Source organism: Nocardia sp. JMUB6875, from assembly GCF_041154655.1.
Classification (GTDB): Bacteria; Actinomycetota; Actinomycetes; order Mycobacteriales; family Mycobacteriaceae; genus Nocardia.
Genome location: NZ_BAAFGR010000156.1, coordinates 1 through 18,570, shown reverse-complemented (window position 1 = coordinate 18,570; position 18,570 = coordinate 1). Strand labels below are relative to the sequence as shown.

Here is an 18,570-nt window from a genome sequence, read left to right as displayed (position 1 = left end):
CTACCCCACCGCCGCCACCCGAGCCTTCACCCATCTCACCACCCGCTGGGTGAACACCCACCTCTCATCCGTCGACGAGAATGCACTGGAGCAGGTGAACGTCGAGTAGACGTGTGCTCCAGTGCATTCTGGTCGGAGGGACGTCAGCGCTGGCTGGCGTCGGGGAGGCGCGCCGGGCAGGGGCCGTCGGGGTAGGTGGCGAGTTCGAAGTGCCACCATTCGTTGTCGTACATGCGGCACAGGCCCCAGTGGGAGCCGTTGTCCTCGAGCCATTGCGCGCCCTCGCGGGGGCCGACGTCGATGGCTTGGCCGGTGACGTGGGTGGATTCGTTCGGGGGCAGGACCCAGCGGCGGGCTGCTTCGGGGCTGCCGTAGGTCTGCAGGCCGTCCTCCCAGAGGGATTCCTGCTCGGCCGGGGTGCGGTAGCCGGAGGTGATCCACAGCGAGACGCCGTTCGCGTAGGCCTCGGCGGCGGCCGCGTTGTAGGCGGAGGACAGGCGCGGATCGAGGCCGTCGGTCCCGGCGGCGATGGCTGTCGCGACCGGAATCGAATGGGCGGCCGGGAGCGGGCGGGCAGCGGGGTCCGAGTCGGCGGCGCGGATGCCCTCGGTGTTCACGGTCGTCTCGGTCGAAAGGTCTTGCGCGGCAGGGTGAGCCGCGGCGACGGCGGTGAGTGAACCGCCGACGAGGCCCGCGCTGGCCAGCACGGCCACGGCGGCCGCGCGGCGCGCACCGGCCCGCCGCTGGGTCCCCGACATTGCCGCGCTCATCGCACGCATCCACTCGCCTCCTGGCTCGGACTTCACCGTTGCGCTGCCCCGACCCGCGCACGGAATCGGGGCAGCCGCCGAATTCTATTGACCGACAGCCGTTTCAGGCGTCAGACGCGCTCCTTGGACCGCTCGCGCACGCGCAGCGCGATCGGCTTGGAGGTTTCGGCGAAGAAGTCGTTGCCCTTGTCGTCGACGACGATGAAGGCCGGGAAGTCCTCGACCTCGATCTTCCACACCGCTTCCATACCCAGTTCGGGGTATTCGAGCACCTCGACGGACTTGATGCAGTCCAGCGCGAGCCGCGCCGCGGGGCCGCCGATGGATCCGAGGTAGAAGCCGCCGTGTTCCTTGCACGCCTTGGTGACCTGCGCGGAGCGGTTGCCCTTGGCCAGCATGACGTGCGAGCCACCCGCGGCCTGGAACTGGTCGACGTAGGAGTCCATGCGGCCCGCGGTGGTGGGGCCGAAGGAGCCCGAGGCGTAGCCGTCGGGGGTTTTGGCCGGACCGGCGTAGTAGACGGCCATGTCCCGCATGTACTGCGGCATGGGCTCGCCCGCGTCGAGGCGCTCCTTGATCTTGGCGTGCGCGATGTCGCGCGCCACGACCAGCGGACCGGTCAGCGAGAGCCGGGTCTTCACCGGGTACTTCGACAGCTCGTCGCGGATCTCCGACATCGGCCGGTTCAGGTCGATCTTCACGACGTCGCCGCCGAGGATGGCGTCGGTCTGCTCCGGAAGGTACTGCGCCGGTTCACGTTCCAGCTGCTCGAGGAACACGCCCTCGGGGGTGATCTTGGCCAGCGCCTGCCGGTCCGCCGAGCAGGACACCGCGATGGCGACCGGGCAGGACGCGCCGTGGCGGGGCAGGCGGATGACACGCACGTCGTGGCAGAAGTACTTGCCGCCGAACTGCGCGCCGATGCCGAAGGACTGGGTCAGCTTGAACACCTGCTCCTCGAGCTCGAGGTCGCGGAAGCCGTGCGCGGCTATCGAACCCTCGGTCGGCAGGTTGTCCAGGTAGTGCGCCGAGGCGTACTTGGCCGTCTTCAAGGCGAATTCGGCCGAGGTGCCGCCGATCACGACCGCCAGGTGGTAGGGCGGGCAGGCCGCGGTACCGAGCGAGCGGATCTTCTCGTCGAGGAACTCCAGCATGCGATCCGGGTTCAGGATCGCCTTGGTCTCCTGATACAGGAACGACTTGTTGGCCGACCCGCCGCCCTTGGCCATGTACAAGAACTTGTACGACGGCTGCGCGGGATCGCCTGCCTGCGAATACAACTCGATCTGCGCGGGCAGATTGTTGCCGGTGTTCTTCTCATCCCACATATTGATGGGCGCGAGCTGCGAGTAGCGCAGGTTCAACTTGGTGTAGGCGTCGAACACGCCGCGCGAAATCCATTCCGCGTCATCGGCTCCGGTGAGCACGCCCTCGGACTTCTTGCCCATCACGATGGCGGTGCCGGTGTCCTGGCACATCGGCAGGATCCCGCCCGCCGAGATGTTCACGTTCTTCAGCAGATCCAGCGCCACGAACCGGTCGTTACCGCTCGACTCCGGATCGTCGATGATCTTGCGCAGCTGCGCCAGATGCGCCGGGCGCAGGTAATGGCTGATGTCATGCATGGCTTCCGCGGTGAGCATCCGCAACACCTCGGGCTCCACCTGCAGGAAGGTCCGCCCACCCGCCTCGAAGGTGCTCACGCCCTCGGTGGTGAGCAGCCGGTACGGCGTCTCGTCCTTACCGATGGGCAGCAGATCCGAGTACAGGAAGTCAGGCGCGGTCACGAATCGCACTCCTCGAGCAGGGCTGGGGCTGGTCAGCCGACGGTTCAAGCAGACGTACTCTATCGATCGGCCGACAGGCACCGGCGACCGGGCAAGACTGACGGCGGCCCCTCCCGCGACGCCGAGTCCGAGCCCATACGAGAACCTGAGTCCTCACCGGGCGCGCTCCGCCATCCGATCCGCGAATTCTCCTGCGCACCGCGCCAATTCAAACCAATCGGTTCTGTTCTTGCATTTGCGAATTCATTTGCAAACGCGAAATCACCCGCAGCAGAACGACACACGTGCGAGACTCGCCCCGTGGCAGTTCCACAGCATGATCCGCGTCCGCCGATCGATCGGGAAGCTCGACACCAAAGCAGCAGCATGCCAAGGCCTTTGACGGCGCTACGCGGCGCCCGGAGGCAGCCATGACCCCGGAGCCCGATTCGGAGACCCCGGGGCCCGATTCCGCCCGGACGGCACGCGATCTGCCCGCACGTGACGAAGGCCACGGCAATTCCTGGCTCGACCTGATCGCCCTGATCGTCATCGCCGCCGCGGTGGTGGCACTGGTCGTATTCGGCAACGCGGGCGCGGCGGTCCTCACCGCCGCCGGCGGATTGATGGTGGGCGCGCTGCGCAATTGGCACCGGATGCGGCGGCCGTGACCGAGACAGGCCGTTGCGAACAGGTACAGGTTGCACCTTCAACCGGGCGGGTGTTACCTGTGCATGATGCGCTTGTCGGCAGCGGGGAGGAATAGCATGGTTGCGGAACCCGGGAGTGGAACTGTGGCGCAAACCCGTTGGCTCGATGATGTCGAGATGCGCGCGTGGCTGGGGTACGTGTTCACCCGCGACCTGATCGCCGCCGCGGTGGGGCGGGATTCCCTACGTGAATCCAATCTCACCTACGTCGAATACACCGTGCTCGCCCGCCTGGCCGACGCCACCGACCACCGGCGCAGCTTCGCCGAACTCGCCGCGGTGCTGGAGTGGTCGCAGTCGCGGCTCTCGCACCAGATCACGCGCATGGAGAAGCGCGGCCTGGTGGCCCGCGAATCGATTCCCGACGATGCCCGCCGCACCGCCGCCGTGCTCACCGAAAAGGGCGCGCAGGTCCTCGATTCCGCCGCCCCCTCGCATGTCGAGAGTGTGCGTCGTCACATGGTGGATGTGCTGGATCGTGGCCAGCTCGCGGCCCTGGCCGACATTTACGACACTTTGCTGGCCCATCACCGAAGACCGGAAACCCGCGGAGAGCAGACCACCTGACCAATTGCCACGCCACCAGCGTTTGGTTTGGCACCCATTGGGTACTGGGTAAGACTAGGCTCGGCACCGGCTTCCGACGGCGGTCGGCACCGAGCACACGACCGGCTAACCGGTCGTCGAAGTGAGCACCCCGACCTGGCCTTAGCGAAAGGGGCAGGAGTTTCCATGTCCGACGTGTCCATCGGTCTCTCGGCGGATTCACTGCCCGCGGGTCCCGTCGACAATCTGCTTCCGCAGCTCGTCGAACACCTGCGGCAGAACCGCACCGAACTGCGCGAGGAGTGGGCCCGTCGCATCACCGACGCCCAGCTCCTCACCGCGATGACGCCCGAGGAGATCTTCTCCGAAGCCACCTCCGTCTACGACAACTACGTCGAGGTGCTCGAGACCGGTAGCGTCGAAGCGCTGCAGGCCTACGCGCGCGATCTGTCCGAACGCATCATCCCCAGAGGAGTCGAGACCGACGAGGTCGTCGGCATCGTGCTCTTGCTGCGAGACGTGCTGGCGCGCAGCCTCTTCGAGAAGTACCAGTCCGACTTCGAGCTGCTCAAGCTGGTGCTCGACGCCTACGAACCGGCCGCGAACCGCATCGCCAACACCGTGGCCGTGTCCTTCGTGCAGGAGCGCGAGCGCGTCATCCGCCAGCAGCAGGAAGCCATCCGCGAGCTGTCGACCCCTGTGCTCCAGGTGCGCGAGCAGCTGCTGATCCTCCCCATCATCGGTGTGCTGGACTCCCAGCGCGCCCGTCAGCTGACCGAGCAGTTGCTGCGGGCCATCCGCGCCAACCGCGCCAAGGTCGTCGTCATCGATATCACCGGTGTGCCCGCCATCGACTCCACGGTGGCCAACCACCTGGTGCAGACGGTCGACGCCTCCGGTCTCATGGGTGCGAATGTCATCATTACCGGCCTGTCGTCGGAGATCGCGCTTACCCTTGTCACCATCGGCCTGGATCTGTCGAAGATGAACGCCGTCGGTGACCTCCAGGGTGGCATCGAGGAAGCGGAGCGTTTGCTCGGCTACGAGGTGTCGCGTGTCACCGATCGCGACGGACGGTAATCCAGGGCGGGGCAGATGCCGGTACCCATTCTCAAACAAGGCACATACCTGATCGCGTCGGTGCAGTCCGCACTCACCGACGCCGATACCGAACGCCTGCAAGACGATCTGATGACCTATGTCAGCAGATATCGAGCCCAGGGCATCATCGTCGATGTCACCGCAATCGACGTAATGGACTCCTTTGCCGCCAGATCGCTGCGTACCATCGCCCACATGACCAAGCTGCGCGGTGCGGAAACGGTCATCGTGGGCCTGCAGCCCGAAGTCGCCTTTGCCATGGTGCAATTGGGCCTGACCTTCGAGGACATGCACACCGCGCTGGACCTCGAGGAAGGTCTGTCGTGGTTGAACAAGAAGACCCAGAAGGGCAGCCAACGAGACGGTCGTGATCGTGGCCGCTGACGACGTGGTGATCGCGGTGAACGTGTCCAACGACATCGTGACCGCTCGGCAAGCGGGGCTGGAGTTGGCTGCCAAACTCGGCTTCTCGCTCTCCGATCGCACCATGATCGCGACGGCCATTTCCGAAGTGGCGCGCAATATCACGAGTTACGCGGGCACCGGGGCGATCCATCTCGGGGTTCAGGAGCGCGACGGCCGGCGCTCGATGGTAGTGCAGGCCAAGGACAATGGGCCCGGCATCGCGGACATTTCACGCGCCATGGAGGACGGCTACTCCACCGGACGCGGTCTGGGGCTGGGCCTTCCGGGTTCCAAGCGGCTGATGGACGGCATGCTGATCAAATCCGAACCTGGGCACGGCACGCTGGTCGAAATGTGGAAGTGGGTGCCCACCGGTGCGTGAGGACGGTTTCATCGGCGCGGTCGAGTGGGCCGTCGCCGGTCGCGCACTACCCGGGCAACGCGTTTCGGGCGACCGGTCGGTCATCCTCGACGCGGGCGGCGGTTCCGTGCTCTTCGCCGTACTGGACGGTCTGGGCCACGGCGCGGCCGCGGCGGACGCCTCCGATCGAGCGGCGCAGGTGCTCTCGGAGAACCGCGCGGAGCCGCTGGATGTGCTCATGCTGCTGTGTCATCGCGCCATGGCCGATACCCGCGGCGCGGCGGTCTCCCTGGCGCTGTTCGACTCTCGCGACCGCGTGCACTGGCTCGGCGTCGGCAATGTGGAATCCCGCATTGTCGCGGTGGCTCCCGGCAAACCGGCCATTCGCGCCAGCGTGCTGCTGACCGGCGGCATCGTGGGCTATCTGCTGCCACCGAATCTGCAACCGCAGACCGTGGCGGTGCGCCCGGGTGATCTGCTGCTGATGTCGACCGACGGCATCACGAGCAGTTTCGCCGATTCGGTCGATCTGTCCAAGCCGACCTCGGAGATCACCGCCGACATCCTCGCCCGCCACGCCAAGGACACCGATGACGCATTGGTGCTGGCGGCACGGCATCGCGGGCATTCCCATCCGTCCCAACCGATTCCGACGGTGAAGCCATGAACGGGGACACCGCGTGAGCGCGGTCCTGGCCGCCTTCCGCGAGGACTACGCCGCAGCATTGCGGCTGCATTTGCGCGCACCGAATCAGACCACTCTGTCCGAGGGTTTCGAGCTGGGTCGGCGGGCGTTGGTGGAGGGTGTGAGCATTCTCGATCTCACCGAGCACCACTACCGGCTGCTCGAGCACGACGGGATCATGCCCGTGCCCGACGGCACCGACCGCACCGAGGCGGCGCTGGAGTTCCTGCTGCAGACCATGGCGGCGCTGGATGTGGCCACCCGCGGTTTCCTCGACGGCACCCGGCGCTATGAGCAACAGCGTTCGCGCGCCGACGATCTCGCCGGGCGCGACGCCTTCCGCACGGCGCTGGTGGAGTCCTTGCAGGACGGGTTCTTCGTCGTCGACTCCCAAGGCACGCTGATCGAGGTGAATTCGGCGTTCGGCGCGCTGACCGGGTATGGCCCGGACGGCATTCCGTACGCGCTCCCCCACCCGTGGACCGTGCCCGAGGCGCCGCGCTATCCGGATCTGGGCACCGACGCGGCCCGGTTCGTCATGCCGATCCGGCATCGGGACGGGCGGCGGCTGTGGCTGGCGGTGTCGACCAGTTCGCTGGTGAAACCCGAGAACGGCGAACGGATTTTCGTCGGCACGCTGCGCGATGTCACCGCCGAGCACGATGCCCAGGCACGCGATCAAGCGGTGTCGCGGCTGGCCACGGCGGTCGCCGCGGCGACGAGTGTGGTGGAGGTGCTCACCATCGGGCTCGAGGAGCTGCGGCGCGCCATCGGGGCCGAGGCCGCGGTCGTCTCGGTCTGGCCGAATCGGCACACCGGGCCCGAACTCTATGTCTCCGAGGACAATCCGTACACCGGCGCGGGTATCGCGCCGCACGACACCCAGCCGATCCACCTGCCCGAGCGGCTGCTGCACGGCGGCGGTGAGTCCCGCCAGGTGCTCGATGCCCGCGCCCGGGCGCTCCTGGATCGGGCCCGGCTGCAACCCGGGCGGACGATGTTCGCCATCCCGGAAGGGGCGACCAGTTCCGAGGGCATCGTCGCGCCGCTCGGTGAGAGCGGCGATTCGGCGCTGTGGCTGCGCTTCGCCGCGCCGCGCGTCATCACTCCCGGTGACTGGGCGCTGTTCTCGCTGCTGGTCGGCCATTTGAGCCTGGCCGTGCAGCGCGCCCGCAACTTCGATCAGGCCCGCTCCACCTCCCTGACCCTGCAGCGCGCCATGCTCGGCCCGATCGAACTGCCGCCGCGTTTCTCGGTCCACTACGAGCCCGCGCTGCCGCCGCTCGAGATCGGCGGCGACTGGTACGACGTGGTGCGCCTCGAGGACGGCACCATCGGCGTGGTCGTCGGCGACTGTGTCGGCCGTGGCCTCTCGGCCGCCGTGGTGATGGGCCAATTGCGCTCGGCCGCACGGGCTCTGCTGCTGCGCGGCGCGGGCCCGGCGCAGCTGCTGGCCGAACTCGACACCGTCGCCGCCCGTATTCCGGGAGCCATGTGCACCACCGTGTGCGCGGCGATCCTGGATCCCGTGCGCGGTCTGGTGCGCTATTCCAATGCCGGGCATATGCCCCCGGTGCTCGCCGAACCCGGCAAACCCGGCAGACTGCTGGAGGGTGGTCGCGCGGTTCCCTTGGCCACCTTCGATATTCCGCGCCGCCCCGAGGCCACCACGTCCATGGCTCCCGGCTCCACGCTGGTCCTGTTCACCGACGGTCTGGTCGAGCAGCGCAATGTCGATATCGCCGACCGGTTCGTCGAACTGGCCGACGAATTGGGCCGCGTCGCCGGGCAATTGCCGCGCGAGGTGGTCGATTCGGTGCTGTCCCGGCTGCGGCCCACCGGCGGCTACGACGATGACGTGGCCATGGTCGTGTACCGCCAGCCGCCCAAGACCCTGCGCCTGGACGTGCCCGCCGCGGCCGGTGAGCTGTCCGGGCTCCGGCGTGCGCTGCGGGCCTGGCTCTCGGCGGCGGCGGTCCCGCACGACACGGCCGTGGATCTGGTCGCGGCCGCGAACGAGGCCTGCAGCAACAGCATCGAGCACGCCTACCTCGACGGTGAGCCGGGCCGGGTGCGCCTCACCGCCGATTGCGGCGTGGACACCCTGACCATCGAGGTGAGCGATACCGGCGCGTGGCGGCCGCTGCCCGCGGATCCGGGCCATCGCGGTCGCGGCATCGCCATGATGCGTGCGCTCACCGATCATCTCGACATCGACAGTTCCGGGCCGGGTACACGGGTGCGGATGTCGGTGCGACTACTGGCCGTTTCATTCTCCGCGGCCGGGCGCATGTGAATCAGGGCCCGTCGGCACGAGTTCGGCGGGCGATTTCGGATCACTCCGAAAGAGTGCGGTAGCTGCGGGTTTCGCTATAACGCCGACTACCGAACCAGTACCGATGTGGTAGACGATGCAGCACGAACGGACGGATCATGGCAGATTTAACAAACGTGACCAACACTTCCGGAGACGGCTATCCATTCGCCGACACGATGACCACCTCGGTCACCGAACGCGCCGAGGCGACGGTCCTCACCGTGGCCGGTGACGTCGACCTGGCGACCGCCCCCGCGCTGGAGAACGCCGTCGACGCCGCCCTGGCGGGCACGCCCGCCGCGCTGGTGATCGACCTGACCGCCGTGAGCTTCCTGGCCTCGGCCGGCATGGCGGTCCTGGTCGGTGCGCACAAGCGCGCCGGCGATACCCGCATCGCGGTGGTGGCGGACGGGCCCGCCACCAGCCGCCAGTTGAAGGTGACGAGCCTGGATCAGGTGTTCGCGCTGCATCCGACCCTCGACGAGGCGCTGGCCTCGCTGCGCTGACACCCGGCCCGAAAACACCGAAGCCGAGTCCGGTTCGCCCGGACTCGGCTTCGTGTTCTCACTCGTGGTTCCGGCGCGCCCGGAATCGATGAGCTAGATGAGCTCGCGCAGCTGCTCGATCAGCTTGACGCGCTCGGCGGGCGTACCCGCCATCGGGACCACGTTCAGCACGGTGACACCGGCCTCGCGGAACGCCTGCACCCGTTCCTTCACGAATCCGGCCGAACCGATCAGGTTGGTGTCGCGCACCAGATCGTCGGGAACCGCCTTGGCGGCCTCTTCCTTCCGGCCCGCCAGGTACAGCTCCTGGATCCGGTCGGCCTCGGCGCCGTAGCCGTACTTGGTGGCCAGGGTGTGGTAGAAGTTCTTGCCCTTGGCGCCCATGCCGCCGATGTAGAGGGCCAGGTGCGGCTTGACGCCGTCGCGCCAGCTGTCCACATTGTCGCCGATGGCCAGCGCCGGGCCCGCGAAGATCTCGAGGTCGCCGCGCGCCGGATCACGCTTGGCCAGACCGGCTTTCACCGATTCACCCCAGACCGCGTCGGCCTTCTCCGGCAGGAAGAAGATGGGCTGCCAGCCCTCGGCCATTTCCGCGGCCAGCTCGACGTTCTTCGGGCCGAGCGCGGCCAGCAGCACCGGAATGTTCTCGCGCACAGGGTGATTGATGAGCTTGAGCGGCTTGCCCAGCCCGGTGCCCTGACCCTCGGGCAGCGGGATGTTGTAGTACTTGCCCTGGTATTCCAGGCGTTCGCGCTTCCACACCTTGCGGCAGATCTCGAGCACCTCGCGGGTGCGGCCGATCGGCGCGTCGTAGTTCACGCCGTGGAAGCCCTCGATCACCTGCGGGCCCGAGGCGCCCAGGCCCAGGATGAAGCGGCCGTCGGAGACGTAGTCCAGGCCCGCGGCGGTCATGGCGGTGAGCGTGGGCGTGCGGGTGTAGAGCTGCAGGATGCCCGAGGCCAGCTGGATCCGTTCGGTCTTCGCGGCCAGGTAGCCGAGCGCGCTCACCGCGTCGAACGAATACGCCTCGGGCACGAACGCGATGTCCAGGCCCGCCCGTTCGAGGTCGGCGACCTCGGCGGCGATCTCCTTGAAGCCGTCGGTGTAATTGATCGACAGTCCGATACGCATGCCCGGGACCTTACCCAACTATTTGCATAGGTCGGCGGGTGGGTTGCCGGTCGGCACCGCAGCGCCGGTACGGTTAGCGGCGCACTCACTCCAATTCCCCGTACTGCCAAGGGAGGCCACCCCTCATGACTCAGGACACCACCGGCTTCGGTGACTCGACACTGCGGGGGTACCTGGATCAGCTGGCCGCCAAGGTGCCCGCCCCCGGCGGCGGCGCGGTCGCGGCGCTGCACGCGGCGCAGGGCGCGGCGCTGGTCGCCATGGTCGCGCGCTACACCACCCGGGCCAAGGACGCCGAGCACCGCCCGGTCATCGACCGCATCATCGAGGCCGCCGACGCCGCCCGCGAGCGCTCGCTGGCGCTGGCCGACGCCGATGCCGCCGCCTTCACCGGGGTCGGCAATGCCTACAAGCTGCCCAAGGAGACCGAGGCCGAGCAGGCCGCGCGCGCCGAGGCCATCACCGCCGCGCTGCTGCAGGCCGCCCGGGTGCCCGCCGCCGTGGTCGCCGAGGCCGACGAAATCGTCTCGCTGGCAAACGAACTGCTGCCCATCGGCAATCCGAACGTGGTCACCGATATCGGTGCGGCGGCCGACTGCGCGCGGTCCGCGGCGGCCAGCTCGCAGTTGAACATCGCGATCAATGTGGCCTCCCTGGACAGCGGGGCGGGCGCTGAGTTCGCGCCGGTGCTGAAGCAGATCGAGGAAGTCATCGCCCGCGCCGACGCGCTGCACAACGACGTGGTCGCGGCGATCACCCGCTGACGTCTCGAGGCCGTCACCCACTTTGGTCGCGAGGCCGTCACACGGGCACGCATCGAATCAGCTTGCGCTGTACCCCGTTCCGTTATGGAGCGGGGTACAGCTCTTTTTCGCGCCGTTACCTGGCGACACGGACTCTCACAAAGCTCCCACGCCGGGACAATGGTTACGAACCGGGAACATTTCCGAATGGGACAGATGATCAAGTCATAGGCTGAGGAACCCAGGCCCACACCCTCTCGAAGGGATGGAACGATGCGGAAAGCGCTTCGCTCGCTGTTCGTCGCAAGTTTCGTCGCGGCGGCGGCCGCGTTCGGATCCGGAGCCGCGGGTGCGGTTCTCACCACCACCGGTCTCCCAGCGGTTCAAGCGATTTCGCCCGGTCCCGGCCAGACGGTCGGCATCGCGGCCCCGGTCACCGTGCAGTTCGCGTCCGCGGTCACCGATCGTGCGAAGGCCGAGCGCACGGTCGATGTCCGGGCCGGGAACTCCCTCGCCGGAACGTTTTCCTGGCTCGACGACCGCCAACTGATGTGGACGCCGACGAATTATCTACCCACCAAGTCCCCGATCACGGTCCTCGCGGGCCGTCAGCACATCAAGTTCCAGACCAATGGCGGCACCACCGCGGACGCTGACATGTCCAACCACACCTTCACGGTGTGGATCGACGGGGTTGCTCGCACCATGCCCGCCTCGATGGGCAAACCCGGCCGCGAAACTCCGGTCGGCACCTTCCCGGTGCTGTCGCGCGAGCGCTCGGTCACCTTCGACTCCCGCACGATCGGCATCCCGCTCAGCGATCCCGAGGGCTACCTGATCACCGGCGAGTTCGCCGAACGCCTGACCTGGGGTGGCGTCTACGTCCACTCGGCCCCGTGGTCCGTCGACTCCCAGGGCAACTCCAACGTCTCCCACGGCTGCATCAACCTCGCCCCCGCCGACGCCGAGTGGTACTACGACAACGTCTCCATCGGCGACCCCGTCACCACCCACTGGTGATCCCCCACCACACCTGAATTCAAGATCAGGGAGCTCTCACGCTGCGGAATCGGACAGATTCCAGCAGTGAGAGCTCCCTGATCTTGTTTGTGACTCTTGGTGGCTAGCGGGCGGATTCGGCTGCCTGGACCACGTGGCGCATGAGCAGGGCGGTGGTGACGGGGCCGACGCCGCCGGGGACGGGGCTCAGCGCCGCGGCCTTGCCGGTGACGGACGGTGCGTCCACGTCGCCGGTGATGTTGCCGTTCTCGTCCTCGTTGGTGCCGACGTCGATGACGACCGCGCCCTCGCGGACGTGCTCGCCGGTGATGAGGCCCGCGCGGCCGACCGCGGCGACCACGACATCGGCGGGGGTGGTGACGGCCGGGAGGTCCGCGGTGCGGGAGTGGGCGATGGTGACGGTTGCGTTCTCGGCGAGGAGCAGCTGAAGCAGGGGCTTGCCCACCACATTCGAGCGGCCGACGACGGTGACCAGGCGGCCCGCGAGCGGAACATTGTGGAACTTGGCCAGTTCCACGACCGCCTCGGAGGTGGCGGGCGGGAAGCCGGGCAGGCCGGAGGCGAGCAGGCCCAGGGACAGCGGGCTGACGCCGTCGACATCCTTGGCGGCGGCGATGGCGATGCTCACGTCGTCGAGGCCGACGCCCTTGGGCAGCGGGGTCTGCAGCATGATGCCGTCGACGGTCGGGTCCTCCGACAGCTCGGTAAGCTTGGCGCGGATCTCTTCGGCGGTGGCGTCGACGCCGAGATCGACGTTCTCGCAGGCGATTCCGAGGCGGTCGGCGGCGCGGTTGAGCGACTTCACGTACCAGGCGCTGGCGGGATCGTCGTTCGCGATCACCAGGGCCAGGCGGGGGGCGGCGCCCTTGTCGGTGAGGGCGGCGGCGCGCGCCTTGGTGTCGGTGTTCAGGGCGGCGGCGAGATCCTTGCCGATGAGCGAAGTCGTATCCACGGGTGCAAAGCCTATCGCGCGACCGGAATCGGTTTGCGAGCCGTGCACAGGCAGACCGGTCGGTGCTGCGACGGCGGGGTGATCGATCGCCTGACGGGTCGCGCGCGTTCCCAGATGTGACGTGGATCAAACGCGCGAAATCTGTTCGGCAAATACCCGACAACGGCGATGGTCAGTCGTATCGTGTCCACATTCGGATCTGAGCCAATAGCCAGCAAATTGAATAGATAGCCAGCAAAGCAATGCGTGACACCCTCCGAAAGGTCGACAGCAGTGCAGATCGCCAGGCGTTTCCCCACTTTGCTCGCGGCGGCGGCCGCAGCGCTCACCATTCTCGGAACCGGCACCGCGCACGCGGATCCAGGAGCCCTCTACAACTCGGCGCAGGACAATTTCACCAGTGGCAATGAGGGCGCCGGTCTGGCCGACCTGCGCCAATTGCTGGCCGAGTCACCGGATGACGCGCAGGCGCTGTCGCTGCAGGCGATCTGGTCGGACTACGCCGGGGATCTGATCACCCGCGAGGTGGCGCTGAACCGGCTCAACGGAATCGACGGCAGGCTGGCCGACGGGACGCGGAACCTGTTCCGCGCCATCGGCGCCGCCGTCGGCACGCTCCCCAACCCGATCCCGGCGATCGCGGGCCCGCAGACCGGTATCGCGGTGCTGGGTTACGGCCTGCTGCCCGACGGTTCCATGCGCCCCGAACTGGTCAACCGCCTCCAGGCGGCCTGGCTGCAGGCCATCGCCTCGCCCATGTCCCCCATTCTGGTGACCGGCGGCAATCCGCAGAACGGCATCACCGAGGCGGCGGCCATGCAGGGCTGGCTCATCGGTCACGGCATTCCGGCCAGCCGCATCCTCACCGACCACCGCGCGGGTTCCACCGTGCAGAACGCCCTCTTCGGCGTGTCCATGCTCAGGGACGCGGGCGCCACCAGCGCCATTGTGGTGACCTCCCCCAACCACATTCGCCGCGCCGTCGCCGACTTCATCGTGGCGGGCATGCCGGTCATCGGCGCGACGACCTCCCTCGAACAGCTGGTCTCCCAACTCCCGCCCCCGGCCCGCAACAGCCAGCGCGGCATCTACCTCGACGCCAGCCGAGTCCTCCGCCTCCCCACCGAGCGCTGATCACCCGAGAGGGAAAACGACGCCTCCACCCGGATCGCTGCGCCGTCTCGACCGGTGCACGCAGCCGGCCGCGCCCGGACCCTGCCGAACCTGGGCAGGCGTCCGGGCGTGCACAATGGCTCGGTGACCTCCGCTGATACCGATACCCTGGTCGCGCGGCTGCGCGCCGCCGGATGCGTCTTCGCGGAAGACGAGGCCGCCCTGCTCCTGAGCGCCACCTCCGACCCGGACCGCCTGGAATGGCTTGTCGCCCAGCGGATCGCGGGATTCCCCTTGGAACACCTCCTGGGCTGGGCGGAGTTCCGCGGCCTGCGGGTAACCGTCGCGTCGGGCGTCTTCGTCCCCCGCCAGCGCACCTCGTTCCTGGTCGAACAGGCGGTCGCGTTGGGGCGCGCGCTCGGCACCGAGCCCCAGCGATCCAGCTCGACCGCGGGGCTCGCGAGTCACACCGGCGCGGTTTCGACCCGAATCCTCTCGGGTGATGCAGGTCCGCCGCCGCGGGCGATCGTCGCGGTCGATATGTGTTGCGGCTGTGGAGCGCTGGGCTTGGCGTTCGCGAAAGAGCTGGCTGCCGAAGGAATTCGGGTCGAGTTGACCGCAGCTGATATCGAGCCCGCTGCCGTCCGGTGCGCTCGGGAGAATCTGGCCGCGGTGGACGGGCAGGTTTTCGAGGGGGATTTGTTCGAGGCTATACCAACGGATCTGCGCGGGCGGGTGCATGTGCTGCTGGCGAATACGCCGTATGTGCCGTCGGGTGAGATCGGGGGGATGCCGCCGGAGGCTCGGGATCATGAGCCGCGGCGGGCGCTGGACGGCGGGACGGATGGGTTGGACGTGTTGCGGCGGATCGCGGCGGTGGCGGGTGAATGGCTGGCTCCCGGAGGATATTTGCTCGTGGAGGAGAGCGAGGAGCAGGCGCCGGTGGCGGCCGAGATCATGCGGTCCCATGGGTTGGATGCGCGGATCGCGGAGTGTGAGGAGTTGGGAGCCACCGTGGTGATCGGGACGCTGTCATGAACGGGATCGGTGCGCGGGCATGAGTATTCGCGGGGTGCTGTTCGATGTGGATGACACGCTCATCGACTACTCGGGGACGGCGCGGATCGGGATCTTGAAGCATCTGGCGGCGGAAGGGGCGCTGGATCGGTTCGAGTCGGCCGATGCGGCGGTGGCGCTGTGGCGGGCGATCGAGGAGGAAGAGTATCCGCGGTTCCTCGCCGGGAAATTGACCTTCAAAGGGCAGCAATTGGTGCGGACGGAGCGGTTCCTGGCGGAAATCGGGATGGCGGTAGACGATCCGGCCGCGTGGTTCGCCGCCTATTCGGCGTATCGGGATACGGCCTGGACGGCCTTCCCTGACGTCGCGCCGGCGTTGCGCGGGTTCGACGGCCGGGTCGGGCTGGGTGTGGTGTCCAATGCGTCGCTGCCGTATCAGACCGGGAAACTGCGGACCGTCGGACTGCTGCACCACTTCGGAGACGCGATTCTGTGCTCGGACGAATTCGGTTCGGCCAAACCGGATCCGGGCATATTCCTCGCGGGATGCGAGATTCTCGGCCTGGAGCCCGAGCACGTGGCATACGTCGGCGACCGCTACGACGTGGACGCGCTCGGGGCCAGAGATGCCGGGCTGCAAGCGTATTGGCTGGATCGGACCGGGCTCGGGGTCGCCGTGGACGCCGACATCACCGTCATTCGCTCACTGGCGGAACTGGATTCGACCGCGCACTGAACGAGGTCAGTGCCCGGCGGCCTTGCGGGCGTCGCTCAGCGCACGGTGCATGCGCACCAGATAGACCGGAGTCGGTGGGACCCAGCCCAATTGGGTAGCCTGCCCCAGGTCGTCGCGGTTCGCCCAGTGCTCGATGATCTTGCCGTCGGCAATGCGCAGCCAGTGCGACTGGGTGACCGCGAAGGTCTTGCCGGTGGACGGGAACGCCTGCTCCGGTTTGGCATCCGGCCCGTAGACGACGAAGGTGCCGGTCTGGCGGCCGTGCATGGTGGTGTGCAATGCGACGAGATCGCCGTCGACGACGACCTCGTGGACGTCCCATCGCATATCGCTGAAGGCCGCGCGCAGCCATTGCGCCGAGCCCAGGAACGCGGCCGGACCACGACCGCGCGCGGCGGGCGCCTCGACCTTGTCCTCGCGGTTCACGGCCTCGGGATGGATGACGGCCTCGAAATCGGCGAGCTCCCCGTCCGCCATCAGCTCGATCGACCGGATCGCGAGCTTGCGCGCGTCCTCATCCGCCATGATTCCCTCCGATTATCGACACGACGGTAGTTGTCCACAGTCTGCCCGCGACCCGCCGCGAGCGCATCCCGTCCCCGGAAGCTCAGCCGCTTCCAGGGATTTTCAGCCCGCTTCCAGGGATTTGCGGATCTCCGCCTGGATCTCCAGTTGTGCCTGCGCCGCGGCGAGCCCGGCGGTCACGTCGGCGGCGGTGCGCTGGGTGGCGGCCGAGACATACTGCGCCACAGCGGCTTCGATGGTCTCGACGCCCTTGACGGCGGTGGCGCGCTGCTCCTCGCGGGCGGCGGCGGGCAGGGCGGCGATGGCCACCAGGCGGTCGTCCCAGGCCAGGGCGGCCTGTTCGAGTTCGGCGCGCAGCACGATGGTGGTGCCGTCGTCGAGGGAGTTGGCGGTGCGGACCGCGGTCATGGCGTCGCGCAGGCGGCGATGCAGGCGCGGCTCGGGATCGTGGGAACCCGCCCACGAGGCCGGGGCGCGGGTCGGGGTGCCCGGGATGACCTGGTTGGCGTCGGCCGTCGCCCGCTTCTGGCGGGCGGACAGCAGCATGATCCCGCCCACCGCCGCCGCCAGCAGGAGCAGCACTACGAGCACGAAAACCAGCATGGTGAGCTCACTTTCAACGATGGGTGGTCGGACGCGGGACAACCGTGCTGTGGCCCGGTCCGGTCGGGTGCGCCGGGGTGTGGTGGCCGCGCGAGGCGGCGTAGATCCCGATGATCACCGCGATGATCGAGATCACCGCCAGGATCGCGGCGGCGATCTTCACCTTGCTCCACGGCCGGTCGCCGGACACCTCACCGGTGAGACCGTTGATGTACACCTGGTAGGTGGTGCTCATGTACACGACGGTCAGCAGCCAGATCGGCAGCAGCAAATGCTTGTACGCCAACCAGTTCCACGACGTGTTCAGCTGGTCGATGCGCTGATGGTCGCCGCCGATGGCGGACCGCACACTCGATTCGATGGCGGCGTCGATCCGCTGCTGCGCCTCCGGGAACGACTCCTCGGCATCCTTGTCGTAGGTGCGGCACAGATGCCCCGCCACGTACTCCGGTGAGTACGCCCGCGCCTGCTCCACCGGCCACGGTTCCAACGCCCGAATCCGATCGCGATTCAGATTGTCATTGGCCAGCACCGGCAGATCCGCGAATTCATTGCTGACCTCACCGGCGACCGAGGACCACCGAGTCCGCGTCTCGTAGATCGGATCCCCATCCTCATCGGTCCCGACCCGAACCTGGTAATCGTCCCCACGCTGACCCTGATACCAACTGGCGGTATCCGCGTCATAGGTGAAATACGCGGTATACAAACTGGAAAAGGCCCCGATCCGCCGATACTTCTTGAAGTTCGAAGGCGCGAACCACCGCTTGGAAACCCACTTCTCAACGAGCTCCCGAGCCTGCTTCTCCCCCACCAGAAACGGCACCACCCCATCCACCGGCAACCGAGCCGGCGCATTGTGCACATCATCCCGCTGAATCGGCGTCGCACAATACGGACACCGCGTGGCGGTCAAACTCCCATTGAACCCGGTTGTCCCCCCGCAGTTCTGGCACTTCACCTCCCACTCCCCCGTAACCTGCGGCCCGGCCTGCCCCGCCTGCCGCTCCCGCAACGCCACCATCGCAGGCCCCAATTCCCGAGCCTCCACAGCCACATTCGGCGCACTGACCGCCGACCGATTCCCGCAACTGGGGCACAACAAATCCTGCCCCACCGGATCGAACACCAGCTGCGCCCCACAAGCCGAACACGGATATGTCCGAGTCAACTCCGTGCTGTGCAACATAGCCCGATCCGGCACCACCGAACTCTGCTGCGCCGCCCCATTTCCCGCAGGCGCATTGCCGATTTCGGCCCCAGGCACGATCACCGGAGCCACAATCACGGGCGGCATCCCACCCATCGGCGCTTGCCCTGTCCGATTCGGCGCGAACCCACCCGGCAGCGGCGGCGGCCCCGCCGGTGCGGCGGAAGTCCCCGGCAGCGGTGGCGGCAGGACCGATCCCGGCCCCAAAGGCGGCGGGGTCGCCACTATCCGGCCGTGCGGAGGAAGAGCCTGCGGCAGCGGCGATCCCGAGCCCGGCGCGGCCGGAGTTGGTGCTGCGGGAAGTGGCGGCGGCGGCACCCACTCGCGGGGCGCGGCCGTGCCGGGCTCGGGAT

Annotated in this window: 20 protein-coding genes; 13 read left to right on the top strand and 7 right to left on the bottom strand. The window is 67.8% G+C overall.

The window, feature by feature from the left end; genetic code table 11:
- Positions 1 to 143: 143 nt before the first annotated feature.
- Together ACAM49_RS31095 and ACAM49_RS31090 are read right to left on the bottom strand one after the other, a co-directional pair.
- A complete protein-coding gene (locus ACAM49_RS31095; protein ID WP_369639121.1) occupies positions 144 to 548 on the bottom strand; it encodes a M15 family metallopeptidase in 405 nt (134 codons plus the stop codon).
- Positions 549 to 880: 332 nt separating this feature from the next.
- A complete protein-coding gene (locus tag ACAM49_RS31090) occupies positions 881 to 2,557 on the bottom strand; it encodes a fumarate hydratase (RefSeq protein ID WP_369639120.1) in 1,677 nt (558 codons plus the stop codon).
- Positions 2,558 to 2,967: 410 nt separating this feature from the next.
- On the opposite strand from ACAM49_RS31090, the gene ACAM49_RS31085 reads away from it, so the two are divergent.
- The 8 genes from ACAM49_RS31085 (at position 2,968) to ACAM49_RS31050 (ending at position 9,167) form a co-directional block, all read left to right on the top strand.
- Positions 2,968 to 3,207, top strand: a complete 240-nt coding sequence (locus ACAM49_RS31085) for a hypothetical protein (RefSeq protein WP_369639119.1) — start codon at positions 2,968 to 2,970, stop codon at positions 3,205 to 3,207.
- Positions 3,208 to 3,330: 123 nt separating this feature from the next.
- On the top strand, positions 3,331 to 3,813 hold the full coding sequence (locus ACAM49_RS31080) for a MarR family winged helix-turn-helix transcriptional regulator (RefSeq protein WP_369639118.1): 483 nt from the start codon (positions 3,331 to 3,333) through the stop codon (positions 3,811 to 3,813).
- Between the two features lie 165 nt (positions 3,814 to 3,978).
- Positions 3,979 to 4,872 carry an STAS domain-containing protein gene (locus ACAM49_RS31075; RefSeq protein WP_033085408.1) on the top strand — a complete coding sequence of 298 codons (894 nt, stop codon included), beginning with the start codon at positions 3,979 to 3,981 and terminating at the stop codon, positions 4,870 to 4,872.
- 15 nt (positions 4,873 to 4,887) lie between these two features.
- A complete protein-coding gene (locus ACAM49_RS31070; protein ID WP_040808082.1) occupies positions 4,888 to 5,277 on the top strand; it encodes an STAS domain-containing protein in 390 nt (129 codons plus the stop codon).
- Positions 5,278 to 5,284: 7 nt separating this feature from the next.
- Positions 5,285 to 5,680 carry an ATP-binding protein gene (locus ACAM49_RS31065; RefSeq protein WP_040808208.1) on the top strand — a complete coding sequence of 132 codons (396 nt, stop codon included), beginning with the start codon at positions 5,285 to 5,287 and terminating at the stop codon, positions 5,678 to 5,680.
- Positions 5,673 to 6,326 carry a SpoIIE family protein phosphatase gene (locus ACAM49_RS31060; protein ID WP_040808081.1) on the top strand — a complete coding sequence of 218 codons (654 nt, stop codon included), beginning with the start codon at positions 5,673 to 5,675 and terminating at the stop codon, positions 6,324 to 6,326. The genes ACAM49_RS31065 and ACAM49_RS31060 overlap by 8 nt, the downstream gene beginning before the upstream one ends.
- Before the next feature lie 13 nt (positions 6,327 to 6,339).
- A complete protein-coding gene (locus ACAM49_RS31055; protein WP_369639117.1) occupies positions 6,340 to 8,640 on the top strand; it encodes a SpoIIE family protein phosphatase in 2,301 nt (766 codons plus the stop codon).
- Positions 8,641 to 8,837: 197 nt separating this feature from the next.
- Complete coding sequence (locus ACAM49_RS31050) at positions 8,838 to 9,167, top strand: STAS domain-containing protein (RefSeq protein ID WP_040808207.1); 330 nt, start codon at positions 8,838 to 8,840, stop codon at positions 9,165 to 9,167.
- A gap of 93 nt (positions 9,168 to 9,260) precedes the next feature.
- On the opposite strand, the gene ACAM49_RS31045 is transcribed toward ACAM49_RS31050, so the two are convergent.
- Positions 9,261 to 10,298 carry an LLM class F420-dependent oxidoreductase gene (locus ACAM49_RS31045; RefSeq protein WP_369639116.1) on the bottom strand — a complete coding sequence of 346 codons (1,038 nt, stop codon included), beginning with the start codon at positions 10,296 to 10,298 and terminating at the stop codon, positions 9,261 to 9,263.
- A gap of 125 nt (positions 10,299 to 10,423) precedes the next feature.
- Here ACAM49_RS31045 and ACAM49_RS31040 point away from each other — a divergent pair, with 125 nt between their 5' ends.
- Positions 10,424 to 11,062 (top strand): cyclodeaminase/cyclohydrolase family protein, encoded by a 639-nt coding sequence (locus tag ACAM49_RS31040; RefSeq protein ID WP_369639115.1) that lies wholly within the window; start codon positions 10,424 to 10,426, stop codon positions 11,060 to 11,062.
- Between the two features lie 252 nt (positions 11,063 to 11,314).
- A complete protein-coding gene (locus ACAM49_RS31035) occupies positions 11,315 to 12,061 on the top strand; it encodes a L,D-transpeptidase family protein (protein ID WP_369639114.1) in 747 nt (248 codons plus the stop codon).
- A gap of 103 nt (positions 12,062 to 12,164) precedes the next feature.
- Here the strand turns inward: ACAM49_RS31035 and ACAM49_RS31030 are convergent, their stop codons facing one another.
- Positions 12,165 to 13,013: a bifunctional 5,10-methylenetetrahydrofolate dehydrogenase/5,10-methenyltetrahydrofolate cyclohydrolase gene (locus ACAM49_RS31030; protein WP_369639113.1), complete on the bottom strand. Its 849-nt coding sequence runs from the start codon at positions 13,011 to 13,013 to the stop codon at positions 12,165 to 12,167.
- Positions 13,014 to 13,286: 273 nt separating this feature from the next.
- Between ACAM49_RS31030 and ACAM49_RS31025 the strand changes: the two genes are divergently transcribed.
- The 3 genes from ACAM49_RS31025 (at position 13,287) to ACAM49_RS31015 (ending at position 15,879) form a co-directional block, all read left to right on the top strand.
- Positions 13,287 to 14,147 carry a YdcF family protein gene (locus ACAM49_RS31025; RefSeq protein ID WP_369639112.1) on the top strand — a complete coding sequence of 287 codons (861 nt, stop codon included), beginning with the start codon at positions 13,287 to 13,289 and terminating at the stop codon, positions 14,145 to 14,147.
- Positions 14,148 to 14,270: 123 nt separating this feature from the next.
- On the top strand, positions 14,271 to 15,164 hold the full coding sequence (locus ACAM49_RS31020; RefSeq protein ID WP_369639111.1) for a putative protein N(5)-glutamine methyltransferase: 894 nt from the start codon (positions 14,271 to 14,273) through the stop codon (positions 15,162 to 15,164).
- A 19-nt stretch (positions 15,165 to 15,183) separates the two neighbouring features.
- Positions 15,184 to 15,879, top strand: a complete 696-nt coding sequence (locus ACAM49_RS31015) for an HAD family hydrolase (protein WP_369639110.1) — start codon at positions 15,184 to 15,186, stop codon at positions 15,877 to 15,879.
- Between the two features lie 6 nt (positions 15,880 to 15,885).
- Here the strand turns inward: ACAM49_RS31015 and ACAM49_RS31010 are convergent, their stop codons facing one another.
- The 3 genes from ACAM49_RS31010 to ACAM49_RS31000 form a co-directional block, all read right to left on the bottom strand.
- Positions 15,886 to 16,404, bottom strand: a complete 519-nt coding sequence (locus tag ACAM49_RS31010; RefSeq protein WP_369639109.1) for an ester cyclase — start codon at positions 16,402 to 16,404, stop codon at positions 15,886 to 15,888.
- A 102-nt stretch (positions 16,405 to 16,506) separates the two neighbouring features.
- Complete coding sequence (locus ACAM49_RS31005) at positions 16,507 to 17,007, bottom strand: hypothetical protein (RefSeq protein WP_369639108.1); 501 nt, start codon at positions 17,005 to 17,007, stop codon at positions 16,507 to 16,509.
- 13 nt (positions 17,008 to 17,020) lie between these two features.
- Positions 17,021 to 17,833: a hypothetical protein gene (locus ACAM49_RS31000; RefSeq protein WP_369639107.1), complete on the bottom strand. Its 813-nt coding sequence runs from the start codon at positions 17,831 to 17,833 to the stop codon at positions 17,021 to 17,023.
- Positions 17,834 to 18,570: the final 737 nt, after the last annotated feature.